Consider the following 26,522-nt stretch of genomic DNA (forward strand, 5'->3'; position numbering starts at 1 on the left):
CCGTATGTTTCACGAGGGTGTCAGGCGGAGCCTTTGTTTTTTTCAAGAAACGCCTGGTAGGCCAGGGAGGGGTTGAAGGGCGGGCTGTTTTTCATGGCGGCGATTTCATTGAGGGCCTCCCGGATCTCTTTTGTCTCCGCTTCCTCAATTTCCTTGATGACGCCGTGTTCATAACCCACTGTTCCCAGAGAAAAACGGCCTCCGGTTTTTTGCAGAAAGCCGGTCACCACCGTCTTGACCGCCTGCCAGGTCTCTTTGCGGTACTGGTTCTCCAGGGGCACCAGGGTGCCGGCCGCCGCGGTCTGGCGGGCGTGGAAGCGGGCCATAAAATAGCGTCGCGCCACGGTCATCCAGAGAACAAAGACCAGGGCCGCGCCGATGCCGCCTGCGCTGTACAGCAGGGGCGACAGGGGCAGAAGCCCGCCTTGCAGCAGGCCCATCCCGGCGCCGGCGCCGGCCACCAGCGATACCAGCAGCCCTGCCAGCGAAAACCGGGCCAGTGCCCCCCTGCGTTTTTTCCCATAGGCCAGCAGGGTCTCAAGGATCAAAGAGAGACGTTCGCTGTGGGTCTCTAAAAAGGTGGCCAGGTGATCCAGGTGGTAACGCGGGGCCTGCATCAGGGCTGTCTTCAGTTCGTCCCGCTGGTTTTCCAGCAGGGAAAGATAGGCAGCCGTCTCCGGCCGCCTGCCGTTGGCGCCGGCCTGTGCCGCTGCCCTTTGGGAGTAGGTGAGACGGATGGGTGGAATGTCCTTGCGCCCGGTGATCTGGGAGAGGTTCCAACAGAGGGTGCCGTAAACCCTCAGTAGGTCGGTGAGCGATGCGCACTCGTCGATGCGGTTTAAAACAAACAGCACCCGGTCCTCAAAGGTATGGGCCGGCAGGGTGTCCCGCAGGCTGATGTGGGCCTCGCGCACGGTGCCGGCCTTGTGCGGGTCAAACATCACCAGCACCAGGTCGGCGATATGGGCCAGGTCCCCTACCACCTCCTGGTAGTTGTAGCCCCGGTCCCGTTCGGTGATGCTGTCCAGCATGCCCGGCGTATCGATGATGGCAAAGTTTTTCAGAAACGGGGAGTTGACCTTTTTCAGACAGAAATGGGAGGCAAATTGCTGGCCGTGCCGCTTCATGCCTTCAAAAGGAAACTCCTGGTTGGCCAGCAGGTATTTGCCGTCCCGGTGTTCGGTGACACGGATGCCGTCCTCGTCCAGGGCGGTTTCGTCGCAGGTCAGAACGGTGAACGAGTCGTCGGTGGGGGCCTGGCCTGTGGCCTGAATGTCGGCGCCCAGAAAATCGTTGATCAGGGTGGATTTGCCCGAGGAGTAGTTGCCGATGATCAGCACCAGGGGCCGCCACTTGATTTTGGACTCCAGGGGCGAGTCGCTGTACCCGTAGCGCAGGGCGATGGGCGTCATCCGGTTTTCCACCAGCTCCAGCAGTTCGGCCTGAAGCGAGCGAATGTAATTCTCCGTGTACATGGAGGCGTCGCTTTTTTCCGCTTTGTTCATATTGCGTTTTGATCCATGGATGGTTGGACGGCTGTGCCGTTTTTATCTGCTATCAGCTATCAGAAGGCCGCCAAAGAGTCAAGAAGCATATTGGCCGGTCTTTTTTGTTGACGCGTGCCGGTCGGCACGGTTACACTCTGAAAAATCGGCCGGTTACAACACCGGTAAATTTTCTTGTCAATCATTTAATGCTATCAGGGGATGCTGCCATGAAAGCACTTTCCGTGTTTCGCGATTACAAAAAACAGGGCAGAAAGATCACCATGCTCACTGCTTATGACTATCCCACCGCGGTACTGGAAGACCGGGCCGGCATCGACATTCTACTGGTCGGCGACAGCGTGGGCAGGAACATCCTCGGCTATGCCAGCGAACTGGAGGTGACCATGGAGGACATGCTTCACCATGTCCGGGCCGTGGCCAGGGGGGCAAAACAGGCCCATGTGATGGGCGACATGCCGTATCGCTCCTGCGACACGCCGGCCCTTGCCCTGGAAAACGCCCGGCGAATGATGGATGCTGGTGCCCACAGTGTCAAGATCGAGGGTGAGCAGGACATGGTGGACCGCATCAAGTATGTTGTGGACGCCGGCGTGCCGGTGTGCGCCCATATCGGATACACGCCCCAGACCTCGGGCAAGGCCGCGGTCCAGGGCAAGGATATTGACCGGGCCAAAGCCCTGATCGACGCGGCCCTTCAGCTTGAAAAGGCCGGCGCCGACATGGTGGTGTTTGAGCTGATTCCCGAACTGCTGGCAAAAGAGATCACAAACCTGCTTTCCATACCCACCATCGGCATCGGCGCGGGCCGGTTCTGCGACGGCCAGGTCCAGGTCTACTGCGACATCCTCGGCCTTTCTGCGCGGGTTTTTCGCCATGCCAAGGCTTACGACACCTTGGGCCAACGGTACGAAGACGCCTTTGCCGCCTATGCCCGGGAGGTAACCGGCGGCACCTTTCCCACCAGCGAAAACGCCGCGGCCCTGCCCGATGACGTAGCCGACCAGGTCCGGGAGTGGGTACACAAGACCTACGGCAAATGATGCGGATTCGGGATTTATCCCGGATATTTCACGAGTTGATTTGGCCGCAGATGCAAGGCGCGGGACATGAAGCTGTAGTTAATCTACCGCGAATGTCCCGCAACACAGCAGATGCGGCCAAGGCGACTCGCCCGAAGGGTGAAATTTTTCGACATAAAACTGGCACAAAAGGCCTCAAGTCATTCGTGGCGGCTTGTATTTTTAAAAAACGTCCGAAATTAATTGCAACATACTGTCTCCTATATGAAGCTCACAAAGTTCGAAAATTTTCATGAAATATCCGGGCTGTTCGACCAGTGCGCCATGGATTATGACCGGGACCGGCCCGTGCTGGTGCCCTGCTTTGACGATTTTTACGGCGCGGCCCTTTCCGCTATCCCCTTTGCCCCGAATGTCCCGATAAAGGTACTGGACCTGGGGGCCGGCACCGGCCTGCTGTCCGCCATGGTGGCAGATCTTTTCCCTTCGGCGGTCATTCACCTGACCGACATGTCAAAAGCCATGTTGGACCAGGCGCGGCAGCGCTTTGGCGATACCCCCCGCGTCACTTACGCCGTTCAGGAGCATACGCGGCTGTCGGCCCGATCGAAATATGACCTTGTGATTTCCGCCCTGTCGATCCACCATCTGGACCACCCGGACAAGCAGGCACTGTTTGAAAAGATTTATCGGGCACTTTCGCCCGGCGGCATGTTTATCAACGCCGACCAGGCCCTGGGACCGTCGGCCGAAGTAGAGGATGCCTGGCACCGGCAGTGGCTGGCGGATATAGAGGCCGTTGGCCTGCCTGAGCCGGCATGGTCTCAGGCCATGGAAAGAGTCCGCCTGGACATAAACGCCACCCTGGACGATCAACTGGCATGGCTGGAGAATGCCGGGTTCGAGGATGTGGCCTGCCGGTACCAGCGGTTCCGGTTTGTTGTTTACAGCGGGCGCAGGAAGGAGATCTGATCTTATACCAAACGCCATAAACCAGTGGTGCCCGCAGCAGGATTGACACACAAGACCCTCCCTGTTATACCTCCTTTTTTATAAACCACACTGATCTGTTCACGTTTTTGATCTGTCAACAGCGGCATCTGTGAAACAGAAAGTTTTGTCCGCATTTTCGGAAGGTGAATATCGAACAGGAACATCAATTTATAGGGTCCGCGTAAGGCACCTAATACCCGACACGTTTAAGGAAAGAGAAAAACATGAATGAGACTGTTTTAAAAGAACTGAATGACGGTGTGCTGGTGGTGACCCTGAACCGGCCAGACAAAAAAAACGCCTTTAATGCCGCCCAGTGGCAGGGGCTTGCCGACGCTTTGAACGAAGCCGGAAAAGACGATAACGTCAATGTTGTGGTGGTCACCGGCGCGGGAAATAATTTCAGCTCCGGCCAGGACCTGGCTGATTTTGAAAGCCTGCCCGGCGGCGGCGGGGCGTCATACAGAACCTGTGAGGATGCGGTGACTGTATTTGACAAACCCCTCATCGGCGCGGCCACCGGCGTTACCGTGGGCGGCGGCGCGACCATATTGTTTTACTGCGATGTGCTTTACGTGGGGCAAAGCCTGCGCCTGCGGGTGCCGTTCACCAGCCTTGGTATGGCGCCCGAGTTTGCCAGTACCTATATGCTGCAGGCCAGAATCGGAACCCAGCGGGCGGCGGAAATCCTGTTGAGCTCAAAATGGGTGGACGCGGACGAGGCCGTGGCAACCGGTATCGCCAAAGCCAAATGCAGTGATGATGAAGTGCTGGCCACAGCCTTGAAAACAGCTTCGGAAATCGCGCAATGGCCGGTCAACGCCTTGAAAGAGACCAAGCGCTGCCTGAACGTCATGCATCAGGCCGGTATCCAGGCGGCGCTGGCCGCCGAGCATGATGCCATGGGCCGGCAGGCCGGCAGCCCGGAAAACATGGAAGCGGTCATGGCCTTTCTGGAAAAGCGAAAACCGGATTTTAAGAAGCTGATTAAAAAATAGCGGTCCGGAAGAAGATGTTTATCCGCTATTCGTGATGGTCATGGCCTCCGGGCTTTGTCCGCTTTCATACCGTTCCCACATTTTTCTGCAGGCCGCCTCAACACCGCGGGTGTAGGCGGCCGGGTCAAACAGGGGAGCGGTCTTTTGATTGGCCGCCAGTTTTTCCTTTAAGGCCGCCGCTTCCTCCGGGTGGCGGGCCAGGTGGACGGCCCGTTGAATATAGGCCTCGGTGTCGGGGCAGATGGTCTCTTCCATGCCGGCGGCCGCGCAGATGCTGGCCCCCATGCGGGATGCGTTGGTGGGGCCGGTGCGGGTGAGCACCGGCACGCCGCCGTGAAGGGCGCACACCGCCGTGGACCCGGCGGTATATAAGAAGGTATCCAGAAACAGGTCGGCCAGCTGATACCGGGCCATGTATTCCGGATGGGGCAGCTTTTCGGCAAACACCAGCCGGCCGGCATCCACGCCATGGGCCACGGCCCGGTCGGTCAGCCGCTGCCGAATGGCGTCACTGGCAGCGGAAAGCCACAGCACAGCGTTGTCTGCCTCTCTTAAAATCTCCATCCATGCGCCAAAGGTCTCCGGCTCCATCTTGTAAACCGCGTTGAAACAGCAGAACACAAACCCGGCTTCCGGAAGCCCGGCATCGGACCGGGTCATGGGCTTGTCGGAGATGGCAAAGGCCGATGACGGAAAGGCATGGGGCAGCCGGACCACTCTTTCGGTATAGGCATCCTGCATCTCTTCGGGGATCAGCCACCGGTCGGCCAGGATATAGTCGATAAAGCCGGCGCCCATGGTGTTGGGATACCCGATGGCAGAGGCCTGGATCGGGGCCGGCCGCAGGGCCAGCACCTCGGGCCGGGAAAAGGTGGTGTACCCGGCCAGGTCGATGAGAATGTGGGGATGATCGTTATAGATGATGGCGGCCGCCTTTCGGGGAGAGACCTTGGACACGTCGACAAAGTGCTCGCACTCGGTTTTCAGCTTGCGGCTGGTGTCATCATCCACGTCCACCAGGCTGTAGGCAAAAATTTCAAAATTTTCCGTGTCGTGATGCTTGAAGATGTCGTTGATCACGATGCCCACGGCGTGCTCCCGGAAATCCGGTGAAAGGTACCCGATGCGCAGCCGGCCGAAGGCGTTTTTCGGGTGTACAAAGGCGAATGCGGCACGGGCCGAAGCCATGTTGTCGTCGATCAGTTTTGCCTTGCGCGTGGCCACGGCCTTGTGCATGTGGCCGGGCACCGGAAAGTAGTTGAGAATAAGGGGCGACAGGTCATAAGGCGGTTTTTCCAGGGCCAGGTAGTCTTCGGTACGCCGGACCAGCTCCGCCACCTTTTTCTCGTAGTGCTCCCACATGCCCAGCTTGATCTCCAGCTGAAACTGGTAATAGAAGACCTGGGTGGCAAAGTCGGGATCCAGGGCCATGACGCGCCGGTATGCCTCCAGAGCCCCCTCCCGGTTGCCCGAAGACTCCAGCAGGTTGCCGTAGGAAAAGCGGGTCCGGGCCGAATCCGGATCCAGTTCAAGAGCTTTTTCAAAACTGGCCATGGCCTGGGAGGTAGCGCCCCGAATGCTGTAGGCCGTGGCCAGGGCACCATGAAGTTCCGCCTTTTCCGGAGAGACGCGAATGGCGGCCAGAAAGACCGGCACCGCCTCTTCGATGCGGCCCTCCCGCAGGTAGAGGTTGGCCAGTTCGGACAGGGCCTCGCCGTTTTTGGGATCCATGCGAAGGGCTTTGCGAATCAGCGACTCGGCCAGGTCGTTGCGCCGGTTTGCCAGGTGAATGCGGGCCAGGCCGATGTAGGGCGGAACAAAGCCGGGGTTGCAGGCAATGGCCTGTTCGTAGTACCGGGCCGCCGGCTCGACTTCCTCACGAAGTTTGTGAATGTTGCCGATGTTGTAGTGGGCCTCGGCCTGCCGGGGGTTGATTTTCAGCACGGCTTCAAAACAGGCAAGGGCCCCGTCGTTGTCGCCGGCCTGCTGGAGCAGGTTGCCCAGGTTGTTTCTGGCCGCCAGGTGATGCGGGGCCAGGTTCAATGTTTTCTCAAAAAAGGTTTTTGCCTCATCTGCGCGGCCGGCGGCCTTGCTGATTTTGCCCAGGTTGAAGTGGGCCTGGGCCAGGCCCGGGTCCAGGGACACGGCCCTCTGGAAAGCGGCGGCCGCCTCATCGGTTTGTCCTTTTTTCAGCAGCACCTGGCCCAGGCTGTTGTGAAAGGCGGCCTGTTTCGGCGCCTTTTCAACGGCCTTTCGCAGGGTGCCTTCGGCCGCCACCAGGTCTTTTTTGGCCGCCATGATCGTGCCCAGCAGGTGCAGGGCGTCGGCATGGTTGGGGTTCTCCCGCAGCAGGTCGCGGTAAAGGGTTTCCGCGCCTTCCAGGCTGCCGGCCCGGTGAAGGGCCACGGCCTTATTGAACAGGGTAAGAGACTTGTCTTTTTTCATGGTCGCCTGAAATGGGATGCCGGGCTTTTACCCGGCATCCAGTTGGAATTGATTTTTATTTTTTCCACCCGGCCCGCCCGGCAGACTGTTGCCGTTTTATTTGTTTAGCATTGAACCGGTATGTATGCCAAGGGATTTGTCGGGTCACCCCACGACAGCCACCATCGGATCCGGGGGGGGCCACGGCGGGCGGGTTGTGATTTTTCGAAAATCGGTGGTCAGACACTGCCCTCGCCCGGTTGAAGCCGGCCGGTGCCGGCAGTCGGTCCGGCAGCAGCAGGATCAAGGGTTGTTGATTGAGAGATCTGTAAATTCGGCGGTGGGCCCGTGCCATCCCCTGAAACCCGTGTACGTATCCTGCCCGGAATTCCCCTCAAATTCCCAATTATTGAAGGTCGGTACGCCGTCAAGATAAACGGAAAGCTGCTTATGGCCGTTACCCAGGTCGATCACATCGAGCTTGATCTCTTTTGTCGTTGTCCACCAGTCCGGATCCTTGACCTTGTGGGGGATAACAGACGGATCATCGAACCGGTTTCTGGAAGGGGCGCTGGAAGACTCGCGGTCGTTGCTCCATTGTCTGATGACCAGTTGGCCGTTGCCGAAGCCGCGGTCAAATTGTAGTATGTAGCCGGACGAAATCCGGCCATACTTGTCTACCACAGCGTCGAAAAAAATGCCGTAACCGCCGTCGTCTCCTTCACCCAGGCGGGCATTCACCGTGATGGCGTAACTGCCGGTTCCAAGCGGATTGGGAACAAAAAGCCGGTTGCTGCCGCCGATCCCACCGCTTCCTCCCTGGACGCGAATACCGGTTTTCGTCAGGTCCCACCCGGAACCGACCTTGATAAAATCATCGAATCCGGTCAGCGGTATGTTTACCGGATAAGGCGCGGGAGGGGGCGCCGGATCATCGTCATTGTCACTGCCCCCATCGCCGGCATCCCCTGTTGGTTGCGGAAAGTAATGAAGCGAGCAGGCCACCTCCGGGTAAGGCCGGTTATTACCGGCCGGCACAAGCACGTATGTTCCCCCATATGGGCAGTGTGGAGCGGATTTAAAGTACCCTTCCGCCACCAGTTGAGCCATGCTTTCCGGTGGGGTTTCGGGGCTGTTGTTGCAGTAAATGATGATTCTTTTGTTGATGTGCTTCCGTTCCACCAGGCACGCCGCAGAGCGTGCCCGTTCAATATTAGAAATGTAGAGCGGAAAGGCGATGGACGCCAGTGTGCCGATGATGGCGATAACGACCATCACTTCCAGGAGCGTAAAACCGCTTATCGCGTGTCGGATTTTCATGGTTTTACCTCCGGCAGGGGCGAATTTGTGTTGACGCTAATTTGATCGACACCGTGAAGCCCCGGGTTGGGACAACGCGCCGTGATATTGTTTTCGCTTCTGGTGATGACATAGGCCCGGCCGCTGGCAGGGCAGACAATCGTTTCGTCGGGTTCCTGCCTGTCCTGCAATGTTCTGGCCAGGCGCCACAGATTATCAATGCACTGATCCGTTTTTGTGTCGGTTTGGTGCGTACCCTGCCGCAGGGGCTGGCCCGGCGCAAAGGCGGCAAACAGCGCGGGTATACGGAAACCAATGATTGCCAGGCAGGCCAGAAGGATGAGCAGCCGCAGGAGGCGTCCTTTTCGTGCTTTCTGTTCTTCAGGCGGTCGGGGCAGGGGGGCGCTCGGTTCCGGAATGTTTTTTTCCACCTGTTCGACCATGCATTGCGCACAGTAGGTCCGGCCGGTTTCCACGGGATTGCCGCATTGCCGGCAAGTGCCCTGCGAATCAATCTCCATGTTCATGGCGACACCCTTCCCTGGATCGTTTTTTTGACTCTTAACCGAAGCAGGTCTTTTTGCACCGGTTTTTTTATATAGTCGACGGCCCCCAGCTCCAGCCCTCTGGTTTCGTCCTCATGGCCGGCTCTGGAGGTCAGAAAGATGACCGGCACGCTGACGCCCTTCTGGTTGATCATTTCGAGCAGCTTGAACCCGTCGAGATTGGGCATGTCGATATCAGAGAGAATCAGGTCAAAGGACTGTTTTCCGAGACACAGCAATGCGTCTATGCCGTCGGCGCAGGCGGTGACCGTGTAACCGTCAGTTTCCAGAAAGCGGGTGATGAGCATGCGGGTATCCGCGTCGTCTTCAACCAGCAGAACGGATGCGGCGGAAGCCGGGGGACCGGCATCAGCGGTTGCCGGTTCGGGTTTGCGCGGCTTCTGCCGTTCACGGACGGGCGTTTCTTCCGCCAGCACTTTTTCAAAAATATCCTTGGGGGTGAAAAGAAGCTCTTTGACCTTGGTGATGGCGTGCGTATCAATCAGAAGGTCCCCCCGGCGTTTCGCAAAGGAACGGATTTCGGCGATGGGCGCGTTGGAACGGACCATTTCGGCGATCTGGGTATCGAATTCCAGTACCTCGTAAACGCCTTCCCTGCCGAGATAGCCGGTGCTGCGGCACTCGGGACAGCCCACAGACCGAGCTACAACAGAGGGAACGTCGTCCGTGAAGGCCGCCAGCATCTCTCTCTCCTGGGGCGAAATCGGAACCGTCTGCTTGCAGTGGGGACAGAGTTTTTTCAATAGTTTTTGCGCCACGATCACGATAATGGTATCGGCCATGGTGCCCCGGTCGATACCCAGACGGTGAAGGCGGAACAGGGCGGTGGTGGCGTTGGATGTGTGCAGCGTGGTGATGGTCAGGTGGCCGGTGCTGGCAAAGTCGACGGCCATTTTGGCGGAAAACCCGTCTCGAATCTCTCCCATGAACAGGACATCCGGATCCTGCCGGACCGCCGCCTTGAGCAGGGAATCGAAGGTGACCCCGGCCTTTTCGTTCACCTGCTGCTGGTTGAGAAAGGGAATGCGATACTCGACCGGATCTTCCACGGACATGATGCTGCGCTTCTTGTGGTCGATGGCATGAAGAAGGCTGTAAATGGTGGTCGTCTTCCCGGAGCCGGTCGATCCCACGATCAGAATTGTTCCGCTGGAGCGATTGGCGGCCGCGACCATGGCCGCAACCTGCCCGTCCATCATACCGAGTTCCGAAAGGCTGTTGGCCGCGCCATAGGGTTCGAGCAACCGCATGACAAGGCTTTCCCCGTTGGGCGTGGAGGTGGTGGAGAGCCGGAAGTTAAATACCCGGTCGCCCAGGTTGGCAACAAAGCCGCCGTCCTGGGGTTTTCGTTTTTCCGCGATATCGATTCCGCTCTGGGCTTTCAGCCTGGAAATGATCATCATGCCGGTGGCCTTCTTCAGCGTGAATGCATGCCGCAGGTCCCCGTCGACGCGGAACCGTACGGTCGTTTCCGTCTCTTTGGGCTCGATATGAATGTCGCTGGCTCTCTCCGCCACGGCCGCGTTCAGTATGGTATCGGTGATCTGCACGATCGGATGGTCGGTGTCGGCCTCGTTCCGAACCGTTATTTTCGGAGCTGTGGCCGGTGATGGTGTTTGTGGGCCGCCAACAGCCGATGATTTCTGTTGAGAAGGGGCCTCAATAAAGAAAAGATCGATCCGGCTCGGTTCGGCAATACTGATAGCCGCGGTCTTCTCAAGGGCGAAATTTTTTTTCAGCATATCGACCAGGTCCAGATTAAAGGGGTTGCTGAGGATAAACCCCTTTTCCCCGGATTCGGTCATAACCGGCAGCACATGATTGGCTTTGCAGAAGGCCGTTGGTATGGCGCCCAGCCGGATCGTCTCGGGGGAGATGCGTGTGGTGTAAGGCAGGCCCATATACTGTGACATGAGCCGGCTCAGGGTACTTTCGACAAGCCCCATCTCAGCAAAGACGGTATAGATATCCGCTGCGGTTGTTTCGAAAAGCCGCTCTTTTTTATCCGGTGCCAGGTTCAGTTGGCCGGCAACATGTTCCTTGAAACCGGCAAAATCCGCTGATTCTATTTTTTTATGCCATTGCCGGTTGTCTGCCTGAAGGTCTTTCCATGCAGCACCCGTGGCCAGTTGCGCGCGCACTTTCTCGAGCAACGCATCCTTTTTGACGGGTTTGACCAGAAAATCAGAGGCGCCTGCCGCAAACGCACGGGCACGGTCTTTCTCTTCTTCCATGGCGGTGAGAAAAACCACCGGAATGAAAGAGGTTTTTGGGGTCGCCTGTAATCGGGTGCACACTTCATACCCGTCCATTTTCGGCATGTTGATGTCCAGCAGGACCAGGTCGGGCGGCGTCTCGCTGATGATCCGCAAGCCATCTTCCCCGTTTTCCGCGGTGATCACTTCGAATGGGCCCGACAAAAAACGTTCTACCAGCGCCAACTGGTTTCTGTCGTCATCAATATAGACGATCCGGGGCTGGGCGCTAATTTCATTCATAGAAGACCTCGACCCTGTCCAGGTAGTCGGCCAGGGATTCCAGTTGTTTCGTAATCGCGTCGCTGTTTTTCTCCTTGGCAAACCGTTCGATCAGCAGGCCGATACTGGTAATTTCTTCAAACCCGTAGCCGCCCCCCCGAGCCTTTCATGGAGTGCCCCAGGCGTTCGGCGGCGTCGTAGTCGCCGGAGACCAGATGGAGCCGAATAGCCTCGATATCCTTGCGCCTGTTTTCGAGAAACCCCGGTATCAAATCTTCGAGTTCCCTGTCTGCTTTTATGCGTATCCGCCTGCTGTCTGTCTCTTCCATCTGCTCAATCCTTCCGTTGCGGTTTACCGTCAATTCATCAAACATCCCGGTTCAAAGGCCTGCATATTTGCGTATGGCCTCGAAGAGGGTCGCTTTTTTGATGGGTTTTGTCATGTGGTCCGTGCAGCCTTCCGCAACACTTTTTTCAAAGTCTTCCACCTGGGCATAAGCGGTAAGCGCGATAACTGGTGTTTCCGGCCGTCGGTTCTCCGCTTCCCACTTTCTGATTTCCCGGGTGGCGGTATAGCCGTCCATCACGGGCATCTGTATGTCCATCAACACGATGTTATATTCGCCGGCCTTGAATTTGTCCACGGCAACGGCCCCATTTTCGGCCGTATCAATGACAACGGGGCTTTTTTTCAGGTATGTCTGCACGAGAAGCCGGTTGTCCGCTGAATCCTCCACCAGCAGGATGCGTGCGGCGGGAAGCGTCGACGGAAGGGCCGGCTCGGCGATCCTGTCGTCTGCGGCCACGGTTTTACCGCCCAGGACGGCGGCGATGCGTCCAGGATGTCCTTGCGGCTGATGGGTTTGATGAGATAACGGGAGATCCCGAGGTTTCGGCATTTTTCCAGGTCTCCGCTTCTGTTGTCTGACGTGAGCATCATGATTTCCGTTGTCCCGGTGCGCACCGGCGCTTTGTGCATTCTTTCGGCCAGCCCGAATCCGTCCATGCCGGGCATGCGGCAGTCGATAAGCGCCAGCCGGAACGGATTTCCCTCGTCAGCCGCCCGCCTGAATTCAAAAAGCCCGCGTATGGCGCTGTCCGCCTCCGTCACCGAGGCGCCGTATCCGGTCAGCGTGCGGTTCAGGATCAGCCGGTTGGTGGCGTTGTCGTCCACCACCAGTATGCGGGCCCGGTCCAAATCCAACGGGGGATGTTCTTCAAGCGCCACAACCGCTTCTTCTGGAGCCTCGAACCGGGCCGTGAACGCAAAGGTACTGCCCGCGCCCGGATTGCTGGTTACCCACAGCTTGCCGCCCAGCATGCCGGCCAGTTTTCGTGAAATGGTCAGGCCCAGGCCGGTCCCTCCGAAATTTCGGGTTATGGACGAATCGGCCTGAGTGAACGATTCAAAGATCGTCTCGATTTTTTCCGGAGAAATGCCGATGCCGGTATCTTTCACGGAAAAGAGAAGCGTCACGGCAGGAGCGTCATTGTCGGACACGGAAACCGCCACCTCCGGTTCGGTTGATTTAACGTCCGGTGCGCCGGCCTCGGTTTCGGCAACAGTATCCGCCGCAACTGCTTCTCCAGTTTTTATCTGAACGAACACTTCTCCCTTTTCCGTAAACTTGATCGCGTTTCCCATGAGGTTGGCAAGTATCTGTCGCAGGCGGCCGGGATCGCCGCGCACATGAGACGGTGTGCCGGGTTCGATGTCATAAATGAGTTCGATCCCTTTTTTGTGGGCCTGAACGCTGAGTGCGCCGGCCAGCCCTTCCAGCAGTTTATTCAAGCTGAAATCGACCATCTCGAGTTCCAGTTTGCCCGCCTCGATTTTGGAAAAATCAAGAATGTCGTTGATGATCTCCAGAAGCGCGTCTCCGTTGTTGCGGACGATTTCGGCGAAACGGCGCTGCTCTCCGGTCAGTTCCGTTTCAAGGAGCAGGGAGGTCATGCCGAGAATACCGTTCATGGGCGTCCGTATTTCATGGCTCATGTTGGCGAGAAATTCACTTTTGGCCTGCGTGGCGGCCCTGGCCCGTTGGGTGGCCTGGTGCAGCGACTGTTCGATTTCGTGCCGTTTACGGATGTTCACCAGCATTTGCGCGAACACCGTCAGCAATTTTTTTTCGGCATCCGAATAGTGGCGGAGGGCACTGATGGAATCAAAACCGGCGAAGCCCAGGCAGCGTTCATTATCCATCAGGGGAACGGCAATCATGCTTTGAACGCCCTGCGGCTCCAGCAGACGGCGGACGCCGTCCTCCGGCGTCAAGGCCTTTATATCGTCGATGTACAGCGTTTTGCCTTGCCGGTGGGCATTCACCCATTGCGGTATGGCGCTAAACGGAATCGCCTGCAGCGTGTCGATCCGCGGCGCAATTCCGGCCGCGCACCATTCATGGGTGTTGTTGCAGACCTGTTTTTCAAAATCATAGTCAAACAGGTAAACCCGGTCCGCGCCGACAAAGATGCCCATTTCCCCCAGCGAGTTCTCAACCGCCACGTCCATGCGGTCCAGGGGCAGGCTGATATAAGTGGTCGAAATCTCGGTCAGCAGCTCCTGCAGACGGGTTTGAAACCGCAGCTCCTCCTCGGCCCGCTTGAGGTCCGTAATATCCACAAAACTTTCCAGCAGATAGTCCTCGCCGTCCAGGGACAAGGATGTGACGGTTTTTAAAATAGGCACGTGTTTTCCATCCGCGCGGTACACGGACCGTTCAGAGTTGTCTACTTCCTGCCCCAGATCGAAAACCGGACAGCGACCTATTTCGGCCGGGCAGAAATGCTCCTGGCAGGGCGTTCCGACCAGGGCGTCGACTGAAACGTCGGCGATACGGGCCGCGGCAGGATTGGCCTCGACGATCACCCGGTCGCTTTTGCGCACCAGGATGATTCCGGCCTGGACCGATTCCATCAGCGCGTGAATGCGTTCATGGGCGCTACGCAGCTTGTCCTCGGCCCGCTTGCGATCGGTGATATCACGCATGATGCCCACGGCATGCCAGCCGTCGTCAAGCCGCAGTGCGGACAACGACAATTCAATCGGGAATTCTCGTCCGTCCTTGTCGAGGGCTGCAAGCTCGAGGGTCTTCCCAGTCGCATCGCCCATACCGGTCTGCTGGAACTGGAGAAACGCCTTTAAATGAGCCGCATGATATCGTTGTGGGGGCAGCAGCCGGTGGAGATTTTGTCCAAGTGCCTCCTGGCCCGTATAACCGAACATCCGCTCGGCTGCCGGGTTCCAAAAAGAGATATCGCCCTTCGGGTCGATCATGACAATCGCATCCTGGGCCGTGCCGGTGATGGTTCGATTGCGCATCACCTCTGCCCGCAGGGCCGCTTCTGCCTGTTTGCGGTCGGTGATGTCGCGGGCAACAACCTGGAAACCCGCGACCCGGCCGTTTTTCAAGATCAGTCCCGTATTCTGCCCGAGCCAGACGCGCTTTCCGTCCTTTCGCAGCATCGGCATTTCGTAGTAGGTGTTCGGTGTTTTTTCCGTGAATTGAATGCCGTAAAAACGGGCCACCGCCTCATGGTGTTCCGGAGGAATCAGCATGGTGAAGTGGCGGCCTAAAAGTTCTGTTTCGTCGTATCCGCTGATTTTTTGCGCCACCGGGTTGACAAAGGAAAAACGGCCGTTTTCGTCGGTGGTGAATATCGTGTCGTTGGCGTTTTCCACGATCTGGGCATAGCGTTTCTCACTTTCACGAAGACTGCGGGTCCGCTGGGCCACCAGCCCTTCCAGTTGCCTGCGGCGTCGAATGTAGCCGACCATCACCAGCGTTACAGCGGCGGTCAGCAGCAGGCCGGTGAAGGCGGCGGCCAGGCCCGCCCTGGCCGGATGAAGCTTGACGAATTCGGCATCCGGATAAACGGTGACGGAAAACACCTTGCCCAGCATGGGCATAAAGTAGGTCACCGCAAGACCGGTGGAAGAGGGCAACTCGTTGGCCTGGATCGCGGCAAGGCGTTGTGGCTGGCCGTATCGGTCGAGAAGGGCCATGTCGACCACGGCCGGCCGCTCCTGGACGGCATTTTGCAGCAGCGTGCCCATGCGCAGACCGGCGACGACAAATCCGTTCGGCGTGTCGGAAGGAGGGCCGCGAAAAACGGGATGGACAACCAGCAGCCCTTTCTGCCCCCCGGTCTCCTGCACCAGAGTGATGGGGTCGGAGGCGGTGGACAGGCCGGTGCGGATTGATGTCTCAAGGGCCTTCCGGCGCAACGGTTCAGAACCGATATCAAAACCCGGTACACTTTCACTTCCCGCCAGCGGGGCCATAAACAGAACGGGGTAGTAAATATCCCGGCCTGTGGCCGGCATCTTTTTGCCGTCGGCGTTCTGCTGCCAGACGGTAAAATCCTTCATCCCGGCCTTTCGCGCACGGTTTTCAAAAGCGGCTTTCTGTTCCGCCGGCACCGCCGGTGTCCACACCCAGGTAAGGACGGTCGGGTTCTTTTCCAGGTATGAAGCGTAGCGGCGGAAGTCCGCTTCGGTGATATCGCCGGGCCGTTCCATGAAACCGGCCAGCCCCTCCAGCTCGGTATCCCGAAGTTTGTGAAGTGAGACCGCAAGGGCATTTGCCCGGCTTGCGGCAAGTCGCGAGAATATCTCTCCGCGGGCCTTTTCTTCCGCCTGGTGGGCCGTCCATGCCGCGAACATCGTCAGAACCAGGCCTGTTGCTATTACCAGCACCGGGACAAGAGACTGCATCCATAACGGCGGCAGGGTGACCTGCCGGGATCGTCGCGTCAGCAATATATGGCCGGTCAGCAGGATGGCCGCCAGTGCCAGCGTCAGCAGGGCAGGCGGAAGGCCGGCCCGGAGCAGCATCATTTTCCAGTCGTGAGCGTCCACGTCCATGCCGAGGACCGCCACAACGCTTCCGGTTCCCGTATAGGCACCGGCGCAGAGGATGAGATCGTCCAGCCGCTGAACAAAGGTGGTTTTCGGCTCGATCTGTCGATTGACGGGGTTTTCATATTCATAATCGACCCAGCCCGAACCTTTGGAAAGAGCCGTTTTTTGAATTTCCCGCCGGAAATAACGGCCGCCGGGGCGATCTTTCTTATCGATCCAGTTTTGCCCCACCAGGCTGGGTTTGACCGGGTGGGCCACGAACGTCATGTCCAGGTCATAGGCAAAAGCGTACAGATCGCCATGGTGAAAGAGCCCGTTCTTTTTTCTCATTTCCTCCAGCAGCCGGTCCCGGCCATGGGCGTGGTAAAAATCCACGGCCTTTTGTATCAGGTCCCTGGCATCGGACGGAAGCGCGGAGTCGTATACCGTCTGGCCGGGATCAAACAGGGGAACCAGGGCGGACACCCATGTGCCCCACCGGTCGCTGACAGGACCTTCCACCACGGGCACACCCGTTCGAAAGGCATGAATCAGGTCCTCCGCCGCCTCTTCGTAAGGTTCACCGGGGCCACAGGCGGTATCGGTTTCCAGCCGGTCATCCTGAGTGTCCAGAAGAAAAAAGATTTTCGTCGGTCGCTCTTTTTGCTCTCCCGAATTCCTTCCCATCAGGTACAGGTATCGGTATCCGGCCGCGGCGCGGACCGTGTTGAGCTGTTGCTGAAGTCTTTTGTATATCGGATGGTCTTTGTCGTCACTTGTGCCGGAAAGCGCCATGATGTTTTTTACATTGACGAAGTTCGCGATCTGTTGGGCCTTTTGCAGCAGATCGCGCCGCATGGCCTGATCGGCGCGCTGGATTGTCCACCCGGTAAACGCGACACCGGCAACAAGCAGCATCACCGTTGCGATAACCATGCCGGTGCCAGGACCGGCCTCTCCGGGCGGCCTGGTTGAAAGGGTTTGCCTGTTGTCTGAAGTCGGTTCTAAATTCATTGGCTGTTGTCGAAGTCGAAAGAAAATGGCTGTGGTGTTGTCACGCCGGACATAATTTATGCCCGCGTTGTTTTTTCTCTGGATATTACTGCTTGAAGAATGTGGCCCATCCTGCCTTCTGGGTTTTGAATTTTCCGGGCAAGGCCACGAGTGCCGGAGTCAATTGAATGATGATAATAGATTTTATAATAAAATTAATATAGTGACAAGATTTTTATCGGCAGGGGGATGGTCTGTTCAACCTGTCAGGCAGTTCCAGCCACTTATGCAGGAGAACAATTTAAAATCTGAATACCGTCCGGCCTGTTTCCTGTTTTAAAAAGACCACACCATCACGATCAGGGGCACGGCCACGGCCATCACGATAACGGAGAGGGGCAGGCCCATGCGCCAGTAATCGCCGAACCGGTAGCCGCCGGGCGCCATCACCAGGGCGTTGGACTGGTGGCCCACCGGCGTCAGAAAAGCGCAGGAGGCGCCCACGGCCACGGCCATGAGCAGCGGATCGGCGGACACGCCCATGCCATGGGCCAGGCTCAGGGCGATGGGGGCCATCAGCACGGCGGCCGCGGCGTTGTTGATCACGTTGGAAAGCAGCATGGTGCCGGCCATCAATACGGCCAGAACGGCCCAGGGCGGAAACCGGCCGGAGAGCAGCACCAGCCTGTCGGCGATCAGCTGGGCCCCGCCCGTGGTCTCCAGGGCCGTTCCCAGGGGAAACAGCGCCCCCAGCAGAATGATGATGGGCCAGTCCACGCTTTCATAAATCTCCTTTAATGGAATCAGGCCGGTCACCACCATGATCAGCGCGGCCCCGGCAAAGGCCACCTGCACCGGCGCCAGGTCCAGGGCCGCGGCTGCCATGGCCGCGCCGAAAATCGTCACGGCCATCACCACCTGCCGGGGCCGGGAAAGATGAAAACCGCGCTGGGCCAGGGGCAGGCAGCTCATGGCCGAAAGAAAGGTGCTGATCGCCTCCTGCCCTCCCTGCAGCAGCAGGATGTCGCCGGCGGCAAACCGGGTCTGGCCCAGCCGGGTCTTGAGCCGCTGGCCCTGGCGGGCCACGGCCAGCAGGTTCACGCCATGATTGCGCCGCAGCCGCATGCTCATGGCGGTATGGCCGATCATGGCCGATCCCGGGGAAACAATGACTTCCATGATGCGAATATCCTCGGACTCCAGGGCCGCCTTGTCCGCCTCCCGGTTGGCGGCCAGCTCCATGCCCAGCTCATCGATGAGAAACTGCAGTTCCTCTGCATCGGCCCGCACCACCAGGATGTCTCCGGCGGACAGCACCTCGTACCAGGACGGTGCCGGAATATGGCGCTCTCCGCGCACCAGGGCCACCATTGTAACCTGCCTGTCCTTTTCCATGGCCAGGGAGAGATGGTAGAGGGTCTGGCCCACCATTTTTGAGGTCTCCGGCACCACCACTTCGCTGATGTAGTCGTCAATTTCAAACAGTTCATCCGCCTCGGTGCCGCTCTGCCGCCGGGGCGTAAGCCGCCAGCCCACCAGCGAAATAAAGATCAGGCCCGCCGCTGCCACACCCAGGCCTACGGGGGCAAAGTCAAACATACCAAAAGGGGGGCTGCCTGTCTCGGTACGAAAGGTGGCCAGAATGATGTTGGGCGGCGTACCGATCAGTGTGATCAGGCCCCCGATCAGGGAGCCGAAGGCCAGGGGCATGAGCAGCAGGGAAGGGGAGCGCCCGCTTTTGCGTGACATCCAGACAGCCACGGGCATCATCAGGGCCAGTGCCCCCACGTTGTTCATAAAGCCCGAGCAGACCACCACGATGCCGGTAAGGGCCGCCACCTGAAGGGTGGGCCGGTTGCCCACCTTTTCCAGCAGCCGGGAGATGCTCTCCACCACTCCGGCGTTGAGCAGGCCCCGGCTGATTATCAGCACGGCCGCCACCGTGATCACCGCCGGATGGCCGAACCCGGCAAACACCTCGTCTCCGGGCACCAGCCCGGCGGCAAAGATCGCCAGCAGGGCACCCAGGGAAACAATGTCATACCGCCACCGGCCCCACACAAAAAAGATCAGGGTCACCAGCAGCACGGCAAACACAACGGTTTGGTCAAGGGTCATCTTCCCTCCGCTTATGCAACAAGATATGACCGCAACTATACCAGAGCCCTGGCACAAGAGGCAACAGGCTCCAAATTCAAATCCAAATCGGTATCGGTATCGGTATCGGTATCGAAATCCACCGGCCTCCCCGCACACCACAGGCCACCCGCCTGAAAAGGTGTTGACACCATTTGCCGGCCGCACTATAGATTATCCTGTCAAAGCAAATTCTTATCGTAATCAATCCAGACGGATTTCAGCGTTAATGTTTGAGGAGGGCATGACGTGAAGTCTCCGCTGAAGGACAAACCCCTGCGCAACCCCGGCGAATCGCTGGATATTGAGCTGAAAGACACACTGGTTGCAGATCTGCTTCTGTATTATGTGTTTGCCTGTTTTATGGTGCTTTTAGCTATTCTGGAATGGTGGCGATGGTTTAAAAGTTCTTCACCTACCCCAGTACCGTACACGGTGGTGGCGACAACGGTCATACTTATTGCGATGTTTCAGCATGTTCGGCTCAGGGCAAAAGCAAAGAACCTCAGACTTGGCAGAGACAGCGAAAAAGCGGTGGGCCAGTATCTTGAGCTTTTGCGAGAAACCGGAGCCAAGGTCTTTCATGATATTCCGGGGAAGGGTTTTAACCTCGACCATGTGGTGATTCATGAAACCGGAATATACGTTGTTGAAACAAAGGCCCTGTCCAAGCCGGATCGGGGGGAAACAAGGCTTGTGTACAACGGCGAAAACGTATTGAAAAACGGCCTTGCCCCGGACCGCAACCCCATTGACCAGGTCCGGGCCGCCAGAAACTGGCTTGTCAATCTGTTAAAAGAGTCTACCGGCAAAAAAATTTCCGCCCGCCCGGTGGTGGTCTATCCGGGCTGGTACATACAACCAACGGCTGAGGCAAAATCAAGCGACGTGTGGGTACTCAACCCCAAGGCCCTGCCGGCATTCATTGCCCACAGCAAGCCGCAGCTCAGCGCGGAAGATGTGAACCTTTGCGCGTATCATCTGGGACGGTATGTTCGTACGGAGGGTGTATGATGGGCAGACAAATAATCATTTTTTTTCTTTTGCTTCTAATATCAACTTTGTTTTTCGGAAGCGGTTTTGCAGTTGCTGAAGATATAAACACGGCGTTTGTTTCAGCCTGCAGGGAAGGAGATTATGAAACCGTGGTGCGCCTGCTGGATAAGGGCGCGGATGTTAATTTCGGGAATAGGGACTACAATTCACCGTTAATCGGGGCGGTACAGTCCGGCAGGATGGATATTGTCGATCTCCTCCTTGAAAAAGGCGCTGATATTAACCAGGCTAACAGAAATGGCTATACGCCTTTAATGACGGCGTCGTCAAAATGCCGGCTTGATATGATAAAATATTTCATTGACCGGGGCGCGGACATTAACGCCAGAACCCGGTCAAAAAACACGACGATCATGAGCGCCGTTCATGCGGGATGCGCGGAAGCCGTCAAACTCTTGATTTTAAATGGTGCGGATTTAAACGACAGGGATGATCATGGTGATACGCTGTTGCATATTGCCGCCAGAAGCCCCCGTGACGCGCCTGGAATCATACACCTGCTTTTGGACCGGGGCGCTGATATCGAAGCCAGAAATAACCAGAAGAAGACACCGTTGATTTATGCTGCCGGCAAACCGAAATCTTTGAAAGTGCTGCTCGAACAGGGCGCGGACATTCACGCGGTGGATATTCATGGAGACACTGTTATCACCACAGGCTCAATGAAGGACAATCCTGAAGCGATACAAGTTCTTTTGCAAGCCGGTTGTGACGTAAACATCAGGAATAAAGAAACGGGCAAAACCCCTTTAATGGAAGCATGTGTAAATGGGCACATCAACACGGCTGAATGCCTGATTAAAAACAGGGCGGATGTTAACGCGGGCTACGTCCTTAGAACATCGGGTTTTCAAAATATGCCCCGCGTGTATAGCAGCCCCGACGTCGCTTTTATCTCCGTTGCCGGTACCTCATACACTGACGCTGAAAACCGTGAAACTATTATATATAAGGAAAACGGTATGACACCGTTAATGGAAGTGTCTCAGCGGGGATTTTGTGATATTGCAGCCCTGCTGATAAAAAACAGGGCCAGAATCAATACCGCGTCAGAAAGCGGGCAAACCGCGCTGATGATGGCATGCGCCAACGGCCATGATGATGTTGTTGAACTGCTGATAGCCCAGAAGGCTGATATTAATGCCAGGGCCAGAAATAATACCACGGCCTTGCAACTGGCAGCCCAAAGCAATTATCCCCGAATAGCCATGCGCCTCCTGGAAAACGGGGCAAAGATTGATTCCCAACAAGCGGATGACAGTGCCACGCTGCTGGTCACATCCGCTGAAAACGGAAACGCCACTATTGTGAAGATGCTTTTGGACATGGGAGTAGACATCGAGTCTCGGGAGAAAAAAGACGGAAGTACGGCGTTAATCAAAGCAGCCGCCAAAAACAATCTGGAAGTTGCGGAAATTCTGCTGAAAAAGGGCGCAAATGTTGATGGGCGGGACAGGAGCGGGTGTACGGCGTTTTATAGGGCGACGGAAAACGGATACGTGGAAATGGCGAAACTGCTGCATTCGCACGGGGCTGACATTAACGGGTCGGTGGAAAACGGTTACACGCCGTTGATTGCCGCCGCTTTGGCAAATAACATCGAAATGGTAAAATTCCTGCTGGACCGAAAAGCCGGGATTGACATGCAGGCTAGGAACAATTCAACCGCTCTATCAGTGGCGGCTTATGAGGGCAACAGAGAAGCAATAAAGCTCCTCGTTAAATATGGCGCGGACTGCAATGTCAGGGGGGAATTCGGTCGCCTCCCATTTCACTCAGCCGCCGATAGGGGGGATCTGGATATCTTGAAGCTTCTTTTAACATGCACCAGGGATGTGAATGCCAGGGACGCTTCAGGAAATACGGTACTTATGTCTGCATGTGGCAGTGGCGATGCGAATGTTGTCGCTTACCTGCTGACCAGGAAACTGGAGGTAAATGTAACGGACAATTACGGTACCACCCCGCTGATGCGCGCCAGCAGCAGCGGTTACACCGATATCGCCGATATTTTAATAAAATCCGGGGCCGATATTAATGCCAGAAACTATAAAGGCAATTCCGCGTTGTCAGAGGCAGCGGACCGAGGGCAGCTCGATATGGTTAGATTTTTAATCAACAAGGGAGCTGATGTAAATTTCGCGAATAACGATGGTGACTATCCGATAGGACTAGCGGCCCGGACCAACCGCCTCATGGTCGTAGAAGTTCTTCTTGATACAGCAAGCCCGGATGCCGTCAACAGAGCCTTAAGATCAACGATAAAAGGTGGTTATCTTGAAATCGCCAAACGTCTGTTGAAAAAAAACGCGGACCCGAACTTTCTTTATAATTCGGACATGTCACCACTTATTATGGCAGTCAATTATGTCCACATGGGGATGGTGGAGCTTTTGCTGTCACACGGCGCGGATCTGGACTATCGGGACAAGAACGGCAGAACCGCTCTCATGTGGGCGTCACAACGAGGCTTGACCAGCATCGCGCAATGCCTCCTGAAAAACGGCGCTGATGTCAACGTCAAAGACAAAAACCAGGAAACTGCATTAAAGTACACGGCCCAAATGGGGAATATACCGCTTATGGATATGCTTCTGGCAAACGGCGCTGCCCCGAGCAACTATGGCACGCCCGAGATCGTTTCCGCAGCCGTCAATGAAGATATCAATATGGCGGAGCTTTTGCTGAAGCATGGCGCAGATATTAACGCCCAAGACAGGTCGGGGGATACGGCGCTGATGAAGGCGGCAGAGAAAGGGTCCCCGGAAATGACAAATTTTCTTTTGCGAAACCATGCGAAAACAGACACAGTCAACCGAAGCGGGGCGTCCGCTTTTTTACTTGCATGCCGGAACGGCAATCAGGCAATTATTGAAATGCTGCTGGAAAAAGGTGCTGACATTGATGCTGTCGACAAAAGCGGCAACACAGCGCTGTTGAGCGCTGTCATGTCAAGAAACTGGGAACTTGTGAAATTCCTTATATCAAAGGGAGCGGATGTTAATACAACGAACAGCCGGGGCTATTCAGTCCTGGCTGTTGCAGAGGAAGTAAAAGCGCCCGCAGATGTTATAAAACTGCTGAAAAAGAAAAACGCCAGATCCACCAGGACCAGAACCGGCTCTGGCACTGTGCTGCAATGAGATTGAAACACAACCCAGGCCGTGAGATAGCCCCACATATTTATTGAAGCATACACGACCTGTATCCCGTAAGGCACTCCCTCTGAGAAGTCTGCCTTCCGAGGATTTTATCCCATTCCCCGATTAATCCTTTCACACAACTCAAATGCCGGGGAGGCTTTCCGGCTATCAATGCTCAGCACCGGCACGGCGCCCATCAGGGAGTTGGTCACAAGCAGGCCGTCCGCCTCAAGGGCCTGGTTCAGGGTGACCGGCGTTTCTTTGATTTCGTATCCCCATGATTGAAGCAGCTCAAGCGCGGCCTGTTGCATGATGCCGGGCAGCACTGTGGCGGATTGCGGCACAAGGATGGTGTTTCCGCAGGCCAGCATCAGGTTGGCGGTGTTGGTTTCCGAAAGGGTGTTGTCCGGGTTGAGAATCAATGCTTCGTCCGCGCCCTGTGCTTTGGCCCACTTTCCGGCCTGAAAATAGAACAGGTAGTTTATGGTTTTGTGCCGGGCCGTGGCAATCTGCCGGGGTTCGGGGTAAAGGGCAAGGTCAATGCCCTTTTTGTTTATCAGGGCAAGCCGGTGGGTGTAAGGCCTGGCTGTTACCGCCAGGGTGTAATCAAAGGGCGCGGTTTCTTTCTGTCCCAGGGAGGCCATGATTTTGACGGCTGCCGGGCCGTTGCCCAGACCGTTGGCTGAAAGCACCTGTTCGATAACGGTACTCCATGTCAGGTCCGGGGCCGGTCCGGGAAAAATTTCGGGCCAGGAGTGGTTGAACCGCTGAATGTGGGCGTCCAGCAGGCGGGGCGTTCCATTGTCGGCCCGAATGGTTTCAAACAGGCCGGCCCCGTATTGAAACCCCGGCGATGCAAGAGGAACAGCGGCCTCGTTTTCTTTAATTATGCGGCCGTTGAGCCAGACAAGAGGCCGGCTTGCCGGCACAATCTCCGGCCCGGCAAAGGCGTCCAACATGGTCCGGGCCTTTGCCAGGGTCTCTTCATACTCTTCCGATGGCACCGAGTCGTACACAATGCCGCCGCCGGCTGAATAAAAGAGTCGGCCCCCGTGCAGGGTGGCGGTGCGAATGGCAATGGAGAGGTCGGCGGTGTCGTGAAAGCTGATGTACCCGATAGAGCCGGTGTAGATGTGGCGGCGGCAGGGCTCCAGCTCGTCGATGATCTCCATGGACCGGATTTTGGGACACCCGGTAATCGACCCGCCGGGAAAGGCGGCCTCGACAAGGTCTGCCGTGTCCCGGTTTTGGGCCAGTTCGCCGGTGACCACCGACACCATGTGAAAGACGTTGTCATAGGCCTCCAGCCTCTTATGGCCGGCCACTTTTACGGTGCCGGAGGCGCAGACCCGGCCCAGGTCGTTTCGCAGCAGGTCCACGATCATGGAAAGCTCGGCATCGTCCTTTTTGCTTTGCAGCAGGTCTTTTCTGTTTTGCGCGTCCTGGTCCGGCGTCTTGCCCCTGGGCCGGGTTCCCTTGATGGGCCGGGTCTCCACGAAACGGCCCTGTTGCAGCAGAAACCGCTCCGGCGACGTGGAAAGAAGGTGATGGTCGCCGGCATGGACATAGGCAAAAAACGGAGCCGGGTTTTTTTTGTAGAGCCGGGCAAAAAGGGCATAGGGGTCGCCGTCAAAGGCGGTTTCAAACCGCTGGCTCATGTTGACCTGGTAGACATCACCGGCGGCAATGTAGTCCCGAATGCGGGCCACGGCCGCCTCGTAATCGGGCCGGGTGAAGTTGGAGGCAAAACCGTTGCCAATGGAAACCGGTCCGGGAACCGGGGCCGGCTGGTTCATGACCGCGTAAAACCGGTCCAGGGCCTGCCGGGTGGCGTCAGCCGACAATTCGGGGACACAGAGCCGGGTGGTGTTTTCTTTTTTGTCATGGACCAGAATGAGCCGGGGGGCAAACATGTAAAGATCGGGCAGGCAAAGATCATTCACTGATGTGCGGGGAAGATGTTCAAGGCAATCCTTTACGTCATAGGCCAGATATCCGAACAGGCCGGCGCCGACAGGGGCCGGCAGATCAGCGGCCGCCATGTGAAACCGGGCAAGGATTTTTTTTAAGGACTCAACAGGGTGGCCGGTAAAGGTGTGGGAACCGTTTTCCGTTTGAAGTTCCAGGCGGCGGCTCCTGGCGGTAAAGATCAGCCATGGGTCTGTTGCCAGCAGGTGATACCGGGCGCTGTCGGCATCGCCGCCGGACAGCAGAACCACCGTGTGGGGCCGATCGGCAAACCGGGCCGCCGTGGTTTCAAACGGTTCGTCCAGGCAAAGTGTCTCGGTGTGAACGGTGACCGGTTTTGCCAGGGTGTTTAGAAACGGGTCCATGACATTATCCTTGCGACAGAAAATTTTTCGCTAACTGTTTCCCGTGTTCGGTGAGAAAACTTTCCGGGTGAAACTGAACACCAAAGGTTAAATGGTCCGGGTGGCGCAGGCCCATGATTACATTGTCTTCGGTGGTGGCGGTTACGCAAAGCGCGTCACTGTTCTGTTGAATCATCAGGGAGTGGTAACGGGCCGCGGTAAAGGGCGAGGGCAGGCCGGCAAAAAGGCGGTCCCCCCTGTGAAACACCAGGCTGGTTTTGCCGTGGACCGGCACCGGGCACCGCACCGTGGCCCCGCCGAATGCCTCGTTGATGCACTGCATGCCCAGGCACACCCCCAGAATCGGCACCCTGCCGCTGAAAGTTCTGACAAGATCAATGGAAATGCCGGCGTGGGCCGGGGTTCTGGGGCCCGGGCTGATAAGAATGTAATCCGGGCTTGCGGCAGCCACTTCCGCCACCGTGATTTTATCGCCGCGATGGACCTGAATGTTCAGGTGAAACAGGGAGAAAAGCTGTACCAGGTTGTAGGTAAAAGAGTCGTAGTTGTCGATGACCAGCAGGTGTTTCATCTTTCCCTTCATCCAAATCGGGATCGCTATCGGTATCGAAATCCGTTCGCCGGAAAGCCTGTCGCCCATAAAAAAACGCCACCCGGACAGAGTCTGGGTGGCGTTGGCCTATTACATAACTCGTTATTTATATTCTTGCTGTTGTGCTGTTACCCCTGTGTAT

Annotated in this window: 16 protein-coding genes; 5 read left to right on the top strand and 11 right to left on the bottom strand. The window is 57.0% G+C overall.

Going from position 1 to position 26,522, the window contains the following annotated elements; all coding sequences use genetic code 11:
• Positions 1 to 20: 20 nt before the first annotated feature.
• Positions 21 to 1,505 carry a dynamin family protein gene (locus DOLE_RS05555; protein WP_012174508.1) on the bottom strand — a complete coding sequence of 495 codons (1,485 nt, stop codon included), beginning with the start codon at positions 1,503 to 1,505 and terminating at the stop codon, positions 21 to 23.
• Positions 1,506 to 1,714: 209 nt separating this feature from the next.
• Here DOLE_RS05555 and panB point away from each other — a divergent pair, with 209 nt between their 5' ends.
• The 3 genes from panB (at position 1,715) to DOLE_RS05570 (ending at position 4,518) form a co-directional block, all read left to right on the top strand.
• Positions 1,715 to 2,548, top strand: coding sequence for a 3-methyl-2-oxobutanoate hydroxymethyltransferase (gene panB, locus DOLE_RS05560; RefSeq protein ID WP_012174509.1), 834 nt, complete (start codon positions 1,715 to 1,717; stop codon positions 2,546 to 2,548).
• Positions 2,549 to 2,791: 243 nt separating this feature from the next.
• The gene (locus tag DOLE_RS05565) at positions 2,792 to 3,499 is read left to right on the top strand and encodes a class I SAM-dependent methyltransferase (protein WP_012174510.1); all 708 of its coding nucleotides are present in this window, start codon (positions 2,792 to 2,794) and stop codon (positions 3,497 to 3,499) included.
• Positions 3,500 to 3,744: 245 nt separating this feature from the next.
• Entirely contained in the window at positions 3,745 to 4,518 is a 774-nt protein-coding gene (locus DOLE_RS05570) for an enoyl-CoA hydratase-related protein (protein WP_012174511.1), read from the top strand.
• An 18-nt stretch (positions 4,519 to 4,536) separates the two neighbouring features.
• On the opposite strand, the gene DOLE_RS05575 is transcribed toward DOLE_RS05570, so the two are convergent.
• The 8 genes from DOLE_RS05575 to DOLE_RS05610 all read right to left on the bottom strand — a co-directional run bounded on the left by DOLE_RS05575 (position 4,537) and on the right by DOLE_RS05610 (position 19,238).
• On the bottom strand, positions 4,537 to 6,963 hold the full coding sequence (locus tag DOLE_RS05575; RefSeq protein ID WP_012174512.1) for a tetratricopeptide repeat protein: 2,427 nt from the start codon (positions 6,961 to 6,963) through the stop codon (positions 4,537 to 4,539).
• A 282-nt stretch (positions 6,964 to 7,245) separates the two neighbouring features.
• Positions 7,246 to 8,262: a competence type IV pilus major pilin ComGC gene (locus tag DOLE_RS05580; protein WP_012174513.1), complete on the bottom strand. Its 1,017-nt coding sequence runs from the start codon at positions 8,260 to 8,262 to the stop codon at positions 7,246 to 7,248.
• On the bottom strand, positions 8,259 to 8,768 hold the full coding sequence (locus DOLE_RS05585) for a hypothetical protein (RefSeq protein WP_012174514.1): 510 nt from the start codon (positions 8,766 to 8,768) through the stop codon (positions 8,259 to 8,261). Before DOLE_RS05585 ends, DOLE_RS05580 begins: the two co-directional genes overlap by 4 nt.
• Positions 8,765 to 11,305 carry an ATPase, T2SS/T4P/T4SS family gene (locus DOLE_RS17100; RefSeq protein ID WP_012174515.1) on the bottom strand — a complete coding sequence of 847 codons (2,541 nt, stop codon included), beginning with the start codon at positions 11,303 to 11,305 and terminating at the stop codon, positions 8,765 to 8,767. The genes DOLE_RS05585 and DOLE_RS17100 overlap by 4 nt, the downstream gene beginning before the upstream one ends.
• A 116-nt stretch (positions 11,306 to 11,421) precedes the next feature.
• The gene (locus DOLE_RS17105; RefSeq protein WP_012174516.1) at positions 11,422 to 11,658 is read right to left on the bottom strand and encodes a hypothetical protein; all 237 of its coding nucleotides are present in this window, start codon (positions 11,656 to 11,658) and stop codon (positions 11,422 to 11,424) included.
• A gap of 6 nt (positions 11,659 to 11,664) precedes the next feature.
• Positions 11,665 to 11,991: a response regulator gene (locus DOLE_RS18415; RefSeq protein ID WP_012174517.1), complete on the bottom strand. Its 327-nt coding sequence runs from the start codon at positions 11,989 to 11,991 to the stop codon at positions 11,665 to 11,667.
• Positions 11,976 to 17,063: a PAS domain S-box protein gene (locus tag DOLE_RS17110; protein WP_052294253.1), complete on the bottom strand. Its 5,088-nt coding sequence runs from the start codon at positions 17,061 to 17,063 to the stop codon at positions 11,976 to 11,978. Before DOLE_RS17110 ends, DOLE_RS18415 begins: the two co-directional genes overlap by 16 nt.
• A 393-nt stretch (positions 17,064 to 17,456) precedes the next feature.
• A complete protein-coding gene (locus DOLE_RS05610; RefSeq protein WP_012174519.1) occupies positions 17,457 to 19,238 on the bottom strand; it encodes an SLC13 family permease in 1,782 nt (593 codons plus the stop codon).
• A gap of 267 nt (positions 19,239 to 19,505) precedes the next feature.
• Here DOLE_RS05610 and DOLE_RS05615 point away from each other — a divergent pair, with 267 nt between their 5' ends.
• Positions 19,506 to 20,270 carry a nuclease-related domain-containing protein gene (locus DOLE_RS05615; RefSeq protein ID WP_012174520.1) on the top strand — a complete coding sequence of 255 codons (765 nt, stop codon included), beginning with the start codon at positions 19,506 to 19,508 and terminating at the stop codon, positions 20,268 to 20,270.
• Positions 20,267 to 23,455 carry an ankyrin repeat domain-containing protein gene (locus tag DOLE_RS05620; RefSeq protein ID WP_041280381.1) on the top strand — a complete coding sequence of 1,063 codons (3,189 nt, stop codon included), beginning with the start codon at positions 20,267 to 20,269 and terminating at the stop codon, positions 23,453 to 23,455. The genes DOLE_RS05615 and DOLE_RS05620 overlap by 4 nt, the downstream gene beginning before the upstream one ends.
• A gap of 107 nt (positions 23,456 to 23,562) precedes the next feature.
• Here DOLE_RS05620 and pabB read toward each other — a convergent pair whose 3' ends face one another.
• Together pabB and DOLE_RS05630 are read right to left on the bottom strand one after the other, a co-directional pair.
• Complete coding sequence (pabB, locus tag DOLE_RS05625) at positions 23,563 to 25,788, bottom strand: aminodeoxychorismate synthase component I (RefSeq protein ID WP_012174522.1); 2,226 nt, start codon at positions 25,786 to 25,788, stop codon at positions 23,563 to 23,565.
• Positions 25,789 to 25,792: 4 nt separating this feature from the next.
• Positions 25,793 to 26,359: an anthranilate synthase component II gene (locus DOLE_RS05630; RefSeq protein WP_041280865.1), complete on the bottom strand. Its 567-nt coding sequence runs from the start codon at positions 26,357 to 26,359 to the stop codon at positions 25,793 to 25,795.
• Between the last annotated feature and the right edge of the window lie 163 nt (positions 26,360 to 26,522).

It is taken from the genome of Desulfosudis oleivorans Hxd3 (assembly GCF_000018405.1).
GTDB lineage: Bacteria > Desulfobacterota > Desulfobacteria > Desulfobacterales > Desulfosudaceae > Desulfosudis > Desulfosudis oleivorans.

Coding starts and splice junctions, on each gene's coding strand:
- DOLE_RS05555 (WP_012174508.1), bottom strand. CDS start 1,505: ATGAACAAAGCGGAAAAAAGCGACGCCTCCATGTACACGGAGAATTAC.
- panB (WP_012174509.1), top strand. CDS start 1,715: ATGAAAGCACTTTCCGTGTTTCGCGATTACAAAAAACAGGGCAGAAAG.
- DOLE_RS05565 (WP_012174510.1), top strand. CDS start 2,792: ATGAAGCTCACAAAGTTCGAAAATTTTCATGAAATATCCGGGCTGTTC.
- DOLE_RS05570 (WP_012174511.1), top strand. CDS start 3,745: ATGAATGAGACTGTTTTAAAAGAACTGAATGACGGTGTGCTGGTGGTG.
- DOLE_RS05575 (WP_012174512.1), bottom strand. CDS start 6,963: ATGAAAAAAGACAAGTCTCTTACCCTGTTCAATAAGGCCGTGGCCCTT.
- DOLE_RS05580 (WP_012174513.1), bottom strand. CDS start 8,262: ATGAAAATCCGACACGCGATAAGCGGTTTTACGCTCCTGGAAGTGATG.
- DOLE_RS05585 (WP_012174514.1), bottom strand. CDS start 8,768: ATGAACATGGAGATTGATTCGCAGGGCACTTGCCGGCAATGCGGCAAT.
- DOLE_RS17100 (WP_012174515.1), bottom strand. CDS start 11,305: ATGAATGAAATTAGCGCCCAGCCCCGGATCGTCTATATTGATGACGAC.
- DOLE_RS17105 (WP_012174516.1), bottom strand. CDS start 11,658: ATGTTTGATGAATTGACGGTAAACCGCAACGGAAGGATTGAGCAGATG.
- DOLE_RS17110 (WP_052294253.1), bottom strand. CDS start 17,063: ATGGTTATCGCAACGGTGATGCTGCTTGTTGCCGGTGTCGCGTTTACC.
- DOLE_RS05610 (WP_012174519.1), bottom strand. CDS start 19,238: ATGACCCTTGACCAAACCGTTGTGTTTGCCGTGCTGCTGGTGACCCTG.
- DOLE_RS05620 (WP_041280381.1), top strand. CDS start 20,267: ATGATGGGCAGACAAATAATCATTTTTTTTCTTTTGCTTCTAATATCA.
- pabB (WP_012174522.1), bottom strand. CDS start 25,788: ATGGACCCGTTTCTAAACACCCTGGCAAAACCGGTCACCGTTCACACC.
- DOLE_RS05630 (WP_041280865.1), bottom strand. CDS start 26,359: ATGAAACACCTGCTGGTCATCGACAACTACGACTCTTTTACCTACAAC.